Annotated in this window: 6 protein-coding genes; all 6 read left to right on the top strand. The window is 59.3% G+C overall.

The features are described 5' to 3' along the window. Positions 1 to 5: 5 nt before the first annotated feature. The 6 genes from czcB to czcE all read left to right on the top strand — a co-directional run bounded on the left by czcB (position 6) and on the right by czcE (position 8401). Positions 6 to 1568, top strand: a complete 1563-nt coding sequence (czcB, locus tag B2246_RS22370) for a heavy metal efflux RND transporter CzcB (RefSeq protein WP_004635340.1) — start codon at positions 6 to 8, stop codon at positions 1566 to 1568. Between the two features lie 16 nt (positions 1569 to 1584). Beyond that, the gene (gene czcA / locus B2246_RS22375; RefSeq protein WP_004635342.1) at positions 1585 to 4776 is read left to right on the top strand and encodes a heavy metal efflux RND transporter CzcA; all 3192 of its coding nucleotides are present in this window, start codon (positions 1585 to 1587) and stop codon (positions 4774 to 4776) included. A 50-nt stretch (positions 4777 to 4826) separates the two neighbouring features. Then, positions 4827 to 5777 (top strand): cation diffusion facilitator family transporter, encoded by a 951-nt coding sequence (locus B2246_RS22380; protein WP_004635344.1) that lies wholly within the window; start codon positions 4827 to 4829, stop codon positions 5775 to 5777. A 1-nt stretch (position 5778) separates the two neighbouring features. Continuing rightward, positions 5779 to 6456 carry a heavy metal homeostasis two-component system response regulator CzcR gene (czcR, locus tag B2246_RS22385; protein WP_008646724.1) on the top strand — a complete coding sequence of 226 codons (678 nt, stop codon included), beginning with the start codon at positions 5779 to 5781 and terminating at the stop codon, positions 6454 to 6456. A gap of 4 nt (positions 6457 to 6460) precedes the next feature. Beyond that, positions 6461 to 7891: a sensor histidine kinase CzcS gene (czcS, locus tag B2246_RS22390; protein WP_011229349.1), complete on the top strand. Its 1431-nt coding sequence runs from the start codon at positions 6461 to 6463 to the stop codon at positions 7889 to 7891. A 108-nt stretch (positions 7892 to 7999) separates the two neighbouring features. Then, on the top strand, positions 8000 to 8401 hold the full coding sequence (gene czcE / locus B2246_RS22395) for a copper-binding periplasmic protein CzcE (protein WP_011514820.1): 402 nt from the start codon (positions 8000 to 8002) through the stop codon (positions 8399 to 8401). The last annotated feature ends 382 nt before the right edge of the window (positions 8402 to 8783 follow it).

Consider the following 8783-nt stretch of genomic DNA (forward strand, 5'->3'; position numbering starts at 1 on the left):
AAAACATGGCTATTTCGAACAAACAAAAGGCTGCCATTGCGGCCATCGTACTGGTGGGCGGCGTCGCGACTGGTGGCGTTCTGCTGAGCGGGCGCTCTGCGCCGGAAGAGCAGGGTGGGCACTCGGAATCCAAGGGGCATGGCGACACCGAGCACCATGGCAAGCAGGCGGCGGAAGCCGACCACAAGGATGACAAGTCACACGGCGACGGCGAGCATCACGAGGTCAAGAAGGGCCCCAATGGTGGCGCGCTCTTTTCGCGTGATGGCTATGACGTCGAAATTGGCACGGCCGAATCCAAGGGCGAGGCCCGTATTCGGCTCTGGGTTAGCAAGTCTGGGAAGGCGGTGGCAAATGGCGTGGCAGCGACAGGCCAGCTCGTGCGGGCTACGGGCGAGTCTCAAGCGCTCAAGTTCGTGGTGTCTGGCGACGCGCTGGAAAGCCAACAGCCAGTTGCCGAGCCCCATGTCTTTGACGTGACCGCAAATGTGACCTTGCCCGGTTCGTCTTCGCCACTCGCCGTGCGGCTCTCGAAAGAGGAAGGCAAGATTGAGTTGACAGCGGACCAGCTGGCCAAGACAGGGGTAGTGGTTCAAACCGCGGGCTCGGCAAAGGTCCAGGCTGGCGTCCAGTTCCCCGGCGAAATCCGTTTCAACGAAGACAAGACAGCCCACGTGGTGCCGCGACTGGCTGGCGTCGTAGAGAGCGTTCCGGCCAATATTGGGCAACAGGTTAAGAAGGGACAGGTTCTCGCGGTCATCGCGAGCACCGGACTTTCTGACCAGCGCAGCGAACTGCTCGCAGCACAGAAACGTCTGGATCTGGCGCGTGTCACTTATGACCGCGAGAAGAAGCTCTGGGAACAGAAGATCTCTGCGGAGCAAGATTATCTGAGCGCCCGCAACGCGCTGCAGGAAGCGCAGATCAGTGTCCAGAACGCGCAGCAGAAGCTGACCGCCATTGGCGCCAGCAACAGCTCGACGGCACTCAATCGCTACGAGCTGCGCGCACCGTTCGACGGCATGATCGTTGAAAAGCATATCTCGCTTGGGGAAGCGGTGGCGGACAACGCCAACGTGTTCACGCTGTCGGATCTGTCGTCCGTCTGGGCCGAGTTCGTGGTGTCTGCCAAGGATGTCGAGCGGGTGCGCATCGGCGAAAAGGCGTCGATCAATTCGGCATCGTCCGATGTGAAGGCAGATGGCACCGTTTCATACGTGGGTTCGCTGCTGGGCGAGCAGACGCGGACGGCGAAGGCCCGCGTAACATTGACCAATCCACAGATGGCTTGGCGACCGGGTCTCTTCGTCACGGTCGACGTATTCGGTGCTGATGTCGAGGTGCCCGTTGCGGTGAAGACCGAGGCCGTCCAGGACGTCAATGGCGAGAGCGTAGTCTTTGTCGCGGTTCAAGGTGGATTCGTGCCGCAGCCGGTGAAGGTCGGCCGGACAAACGGCAAGGTCATCGAGATTGTCGAGGGCCTGAAGCCGGGCGCACGTTACGCCGCCGCCAACAGTTTTGTTCTGAAGGCCGAACTTGGCAAATCCAGCGCCGAACACGGCCATTGATACGGGGGAAACAGCAATGTTTGAACGTATCATTAGTTTCGCCATCCAGCAGCGATGGCTGGTCCTGCTCGCCGTGTTTGGAATGGCCGGGTTAGGGATTTTCAGCTACAACCGACTACCGATCGACGCGGTCCCTGACATTACCAACGTTCAGGTTCAGGTCAATACCTCGGCACCAGGCTATTCACCGCTCGAAACCGAACAGCGTGTTACGTATCCGATCGAGGTCGTGATGGCCGGCCTGCCGGGACTCGAACAGACGCGTTCCCTGTCCCGCTATGGCTTGTCGCAGGTGACGGTCATCTTCAAGGATGGCACGGACGTCTATTTCGCGCGCCAACTCGTCAACCAGCGCATCCAGGAAGCCAAGGACAATCTGCCTGAAGGCGTTGTGCCGGCGATGGGGCCTATTTCGACCGGCCTCGGGGAGATCTATCTATGGACCGTTGAAGCCGAAGAGGGTGCTCGCAAAGCTGACGGGACTGCCTATACGCCGACAGATTTGCGCGAAATCCAGGATTGGGTGGTACGGCCGCAACTGCGTAACGTGCCCGGTGTCACCGAGATCAATACTATCGGTGGTTTCAACAAGCAGTACCTGGTCGCGCCGAGTCTTGAACGGCTAGCGTCGTACGGGCTGACGCTGACCGACGTCGTCAATGCGCTGAACAAGAACAACGACAACGTGGGTGCGGGCTACATCGAGCGTAGGGGCGAGCAGTATCTGGTTCGTGCGCCGGGTCAGGTTGCGTCCGAAGACGACATCCGCAACATTATTGTCGGTACAGCGCAGGGGCAGCCGATCCGCATTCGCGACATCGGGGATGTGGAGATTGGCAAGGAACTGCGTACCGGTGCGGCAACCGAGAATGGCAAGGAAGTTGTGCTGGGCACGGTATTCATGCTCATCGGCGAAAACAGCCGGGCTGTGTCAAAAGCGGTCGATGAAAAGGTCGCTTCCATTAACCGTACGATGCCGGAAGGTGTGAAGATCGTAACGGTATACGACCGGACACGTCTGGTCGACAAGGCCATTGCGACCGTCAAGAAGAACCTTCTTGAAGGCGCGGTGCTCGTCATCGTAATTCTGTTCCTTTTCCTGGGTAACATCCGCGCGGCGCTGATTACCGCGACGATCATTCCGCTGGCGATGTTGTTCACCTTCACGGGGATGGTGAACTACAAGATCAGTGCGAACCTGATGAGCTTGGGCGCGCTCGACTTCGGCATCATCATCGATGGCGCGGTGGTGATTGTCGAAAACTGTGTGAGGCGACTGGCGCATGCGCAGGAACACCATGGCCGGCCATTGACGCGCTCCGAGCGGTTCCATGAGGTGTTTGCCGCAGCGAAGGAGGCGCGTCGCCCACTGATCTTCGGTCAGCTCATCATTATGATCGTCTACCTGCCGATCTTTGCGCTGACGGGGGTGGAAGGCAAGATGTTCCACCCGATGGCGTTCACGGTCGTCCTGGCGCTGCTGGGCGCGATGATTCTGTCCGTGACGTTCGTTCCGGCTGCGGTCGCCTTGTTCATCGGCGAACGGGTGGCCGAGAAAGAAAATCGTCTCATGCTCTGGGCGAAGCGTCGCTACGAGCCGCTGCTGGAAAAGTCGCTCGCGAACACGGCCGTTGTATTGACGTTTGCCGCGGTGTCAATTGTTCTGTGCGTGGCCATTGCGGCCCGCCTGGGCAGCGAGTTCATCCCCAATCTGAACGAAGGCGACATTGCCATCCAGGCGCTGCGCATTCCTGGCACGAGCCTGTCGCAGTCCGTGGAGATGCAGAAGACGATCGAGACGACCCTCAAGGCAAAATTCCCCGAAATCGAGCGCGTGTTTGCGCGGACAGGTACGGCGGAGATTGCATCCGATCCGATGCCGCCGAATATTTCGGATGGCTACATCATGCTCAAGCCTGAGAAGGATTGGCCAGAGCCGAAGAAAACACATGCCGAACTGCTGTCCGCCATCCAGGAGGAAGCCGGCAAGATCCCCGGGAACAACTACGAGTTCTCCCAACCGATCCAGCTGCGGTTCAACGAGCTGATCTCCGGGGTCCGCTCGGACGTCGCAGTCAAGATCTTCGGCGATGACAACAACGTGCTCAGCGAGACGGCGAAGAAGGTATCGGCCGTGCTGCAGGGCATCCCCGGCGCGCAGGAGGTGAAGGTAGAACAGACCACCGGCTTGCCGATGCTGACGGTCAAGATCGATCGGGAGAAGGCGGCGCGATACGGGCTTAACATGAGCGACGTGCAAGACGCGGTGGCAACGGGCGTCGGAGGCCGTGATTCCGGAACCTTCTTCCAGGGCGATCGTCGTTTCGATATCGTGGTCCGCCTGCCCGAAGCTGTGCGCGGCGAGGTCGAGGCTCTGCGCCGATTGCCGATTCCGTTGCCAAAAGGAGTGGACGCGAGAACGACGTTTATCCCATTGAGCGAGGTGGCGACGCTGGAAATGGCGCCCGGCCCGAACCAGATCTCGCGCGAGAACGGCAAGCGCCGCATCGTGATCAGTGCCAACGTTCGTGGACGTGATATTGGTTCATTCGTGCCCGAGGCGGAAGCGGCTATCCAAAGCCAGGTCAAGATCCCGGCTGGCTACTGGATGACATGGGGTGGCACCTTTGAGCAACTGCAGTCCGCCACCACCCGCCTGCAGGTGGTAGTGCCGGTGGCGCTGTTGCTGGTCTTCGTACTGTTGTTTGCGATGTTCAACAACATCAAGGATGGCTTGCTAGTCTTCACGGGCATTCCCTTTGCGCTGACTGGCGGGATTCTTGCCCTGTGGATACGCGGCATTCCGATGTCCATTACTGCAGCGGTGGGCTTCATCGCGCTGTGCGGGGTGGCGGTGCTCAATGGTCTGGTGATGCTGTCGTTTATCCGATCGCTGCGCGAAGAAGGGCATTCCCTCGACAGCGCGGTCCGAGTTGGCGCCCTGACGCGACTGCGTCCGGTGCTGATGACGGCCCTGGTGGCATCCCTGGGTTTCGTGCCGATGGCCATCGCCACCGGTACGGGCGCTGAGGTGCAACGTCCCCTCGCAACGGTGGTAATCGGTGGCATCTTGTCGTCCACGGCGCTGACCCTACTGGTGTTGCCGGTGCTCTATCGACTTGCTCACCGCAAGGATGAGGACGCGGAAGATACTCGCGAGCCAGTCACTCAGACGCATCAACCGGATCAAGGCCGCCAGCCTGCATGACGTAAATCCTTGGGCGGTCATCGTACCGCCCAATTTTTATAGGAGTTTCTATGGGCGCAGGTCACTCACACGACCATCCCGGTGGCAACGAGCGATCGCTCAAGATCGCCCTTGCGCTGACCGGTACGTTCCTGATTGCCGAAGTGGTCGGTGGTGTCATGACGAAGAGCCTGGCGTTGATCTCCGACGCCGCGCACATGCTCACGGACACCGTCGCACTGGCCATCGCACTGGCTGCTATTGCGATCGCCAAGCGACCCGCGGACAAGAAGCGGACATTTGGCTACTACCGTTTTGAGATTCTTGCCGCGGCCTTTAACGCATTGCTGCTGTTCGGTGTGGCTATCTACATCCTGTACGAAGCCTACCTGCGGCTGAAATCGCCACCTCAGATTGAGTCAACCGGCATGTTCGTCGTGGCTGTGCTGGGCCTGATCATCAATCTCATCAGCATGCGCATGCTGTCCTCCGGGCAAAGCAGCAGCCTGAACGTGAAGGGTGCTTATCTGGAAGTCTGGAGCGATCTGCTCGGGTCGGTTGGCGTCATCGCCGGTGCGATCATCATCCGCTTCACGGGCTGGGCGTGGGTCGACTCCGCCATTGCGGTGCTGATCGGCCTCTGGGTACTGCCTCGCACGTGGATCCTGCTGAAGTCGAGCCTGAATGTGCTGCTCGAAGGCGTACCCGATGACGTGGATCTGGCAGAGGTTGAGAAGCAAATTCTGGCGACGCCCGGGGTAAAAAGCTTCCATGACCTCCACATCTGGGCACTTACCAGCGGCAAGGCGAGCTTGACGGTTCATGTCGTGAATGACACGGCCGTCAACCCGGAAATGGAAGTGCTACCGGAATTGAAGCAGATGCTGGCTGACAAATTCGATATCACGCACGTGACCATTCAGTTCGAACTGGCACCATGCGAACAAGCGGATGCAGCTCAGCATTTCAATGCATCGCCAGCACTGGTCGGATCGAAGTCGCTTGCTGCAGGAGGAAACTAAGGTGCGGGTACTTGTTGTAGAAGACGAACCGCGTACTGCGGAGTATTTGCAGAAGGGATTGTCGGAGTCGGGTTTCGTGGTCGACATCGCGAACAATGGTGGCGATGGGCTCCACATGGCGGAAGAGACCGACTACGACGTCATCATCCTGGACGTCATGCTGCCAGGTATGGACGGGTGGACGGTCATCAAGTCCATTCGATCCAAGTCCGAGACACCCGTACTGTTTCTGACGGCGCTGGATGATGTGGCGGATCGTGTCAGAGGCTTCGAGTTGGGGGCAGACGATTACCTGGTCAAGCCCTTCGCCTTTGCCGAGCTCCTTGCCCGTATCCGGCGTTGCTTGCGCCAAAGCACCTCGAAGGAGTCCGAGCGATTGCGCATTGCCGATCTGGACATCGACGTGCTTGGAAGGCGGGTATTCCGGGGAACTACCCGCATTGAATTGACGAATCAGGAGTTCTCGCTGTTGCACCTGCTCATGCGCCGGAGAGGGGAGGTGCTGTCGCGAACCACGATCGCGTCCCAGGTCTGGGACGTCAACTTCGACACGGATACCAATGTCGTTGACGTCGCGATCCGGCGCCTGAGATCCAAGGTGGATGATCCCTTCGATCAAAAGCTGATCCATACCGTACGGGGAATGGGCTATGTCCTCGACCCAGAGCGCGGCCGGTGACGGAATGAGGCCCGGGACTTCGATAACCCCGCTGTCACTGACGAGGCGGCTTGGGCTCTTCTTTGCATTGGTACTGTCTATCGCGCTGGCCAGCATGGGCGCCTTTGCTTACTACTCGCTCGCCGCGCAACTCGAGGCCAGAGACGATGAGGTTGTAAAGGGAAAACTCGAACAGGTCGAGCATTTCTTGCGCGAGGTGGACGGGGTGCAGGGCGTCCCGGCGGCGCAGCATCGCTTCGATGATCTGGTGCGAGGTTACTCGGACCTCATCGTTCGCGTCACGGCGCTGGATGGCCGGCTTTTGTTTCGCACGGGCAACGATGCATTGCTGGAAGGCACTGACCAAGCGGCGGTCACGGGAAAGTCATCGCTCATGTTCCAGTCCGCCGATGCGGTGTTGGGGCGAGACGGTACGCGGGCGACGGTGTTCGTGGCGAAGTCTGGCGAGGACAGGAAGCAGGTGACTGCGCGATTCCGGACGACGCTCGTGCTTGGTACCACCGTCGGTGTGATATTGACGGCCCTGGTGGGGGCGGCCATTACGCGCCGTGAGCTGGAGCCGGCGCACGTACTTATCAAGCAGATCAACCGGATCAGTGTGGAACGGCTGAGCTACCGGGTGGACATGCCACCCAAGCCCACCGAAGTGCGTGATATCGCCTCTGCGTTCAATGCGATGCTGCAACGCCTCGAGGATGGTTATCAGAAGCTGTCGCGGTTCTCCGCCGATCTTGCCCATGATTTGCGCACGCCGCTTAACAACCTCATTGGACATGCCGAGGTCGCCTTGTCACGAGACCGCACCGGGCCCGAGTATGTCGCCTTGGTGGAGGAAAGCCTGGTCGAATACCAGCGACTTGCGAGGATGATCGATGCGATGTTGTTCCTCGCGCGAGCTGACAGTGCCAATGTGGCGCTCGAGTTGACGGAACTCCAGTTGAATGCAGAACTTCGCAAGTTGTCCGCCTACTTTTCGGTGCTTGCAGAGGAGCGAAGCGTCGTAATCAGGGTAAGCGGGGATGCCACCCTGGTCGCTGATGCCATTCTGTTCCAGCGTGCGATCAACAATGTTCTGTCAAATGCGGTCCGTCATGCGTGGCCGAATTCGATGATAGATCTGGTGGTGCGCCGCGAAGCGGCACATTGTTGCATCGACATCACGAACGTTGGAGACCCAATCCCGGAGCGGGAACTTTCCCTCATCTTTGATCGGTTCTTCCGTGGGGATAGGGCGAGATCCAACTCGTCACAGTCCACGGGGCTGGGCCTGGCCATCGTCCTGTCGATCATGGAGCTCCATGGCGGCGACGCGTCAGCCGTGAGCGGCTTGGATGGGAAGACACGCTTTACATTGCGCTTCCCGCTCAACGGTGCTGAAGCCTCAGCGCGGGTTTCGGTGGGTAGGCCGAGTCAGGACCGACCAGTCGTTGGGTAGAGTGGTGCAATGAGCCCGATTGCCTATTTGTAATCGCCGGGCAAGGCTGCAGCATGCGTACAATTTATACACTCGTTTTCATAGATCAACGAAGTCTCTAGAAAGGAGATGACTATGAAAACGAAGAAACACGCCTTGCTGTTTGCGGCGTTGCTGTTGGGTGGGATGTCGGCTTCGTATGCTTTGGAAATGACCGGGTTGAAACCGGGCGTGCCTGCGTCGACGGCGACGGCGCAGGCGATGGCGAAGCGTCACGCGACCTTGTATGGCGATCCAGCCGGCCAATCTCAGGCCAGTCGCATTATCGACGTGAAGCCAGGGATGCGGTATGTCAACGTGGACTCTGGCGAGACGGTGGCGTTTCGGGCCGGCGAGAAGATCGTCGCATGGACCTTCGCCCAGATGGTCAGGGATACGAGTGTGGACCTTGGCTTGTTGATGCCGGATCTGCCGGGTAGCGCTGGCGTGCGCGTCTATATTGATAGAAGCGACCTCTTCACAGGTGGCTGAACGTTGCTGAACCGGTGAACTACAGGCCCCGCACAATGCGGGGCCTTTTTCATCGTCATTGGCGTCGGTTCTGCCGCTTAGCAATACACGAGGCGATGGGAAGTTGTAGCACGCGCCACCGCATCATGAACGGCACCGGATTGACGCCGATGGAGGGAAAAAAAGCTTGCCCTCCGGGGAGGGCAAGCTTCGGAAGCTTTCGCCATCGGGATAAAGCGAAAGAGCACCAAGAGCCAAGCAACTGACGGGTGCCTGGCTCCCCCACAGAGGTCGGTCTGAGTTTCAGGGACGGCTTGCGTCAAATTCCGCGTGCGCCATCGGTGAACACATCACGCGGCCCAATACGCGAGCCGTCGGTAAATGACCTTGCCCCTGTTCCACG

Source organism: Cupriavidus sp. UBA2010 (genome assembly GCF_002335265.1).
Classification (GTDB): Bacteria; Pseudomonadota; Gammaproteobacteria; order Burkholderiales; family Burkholderiaceae; genus Cupriavidus; species Cupriavidus metallidurans.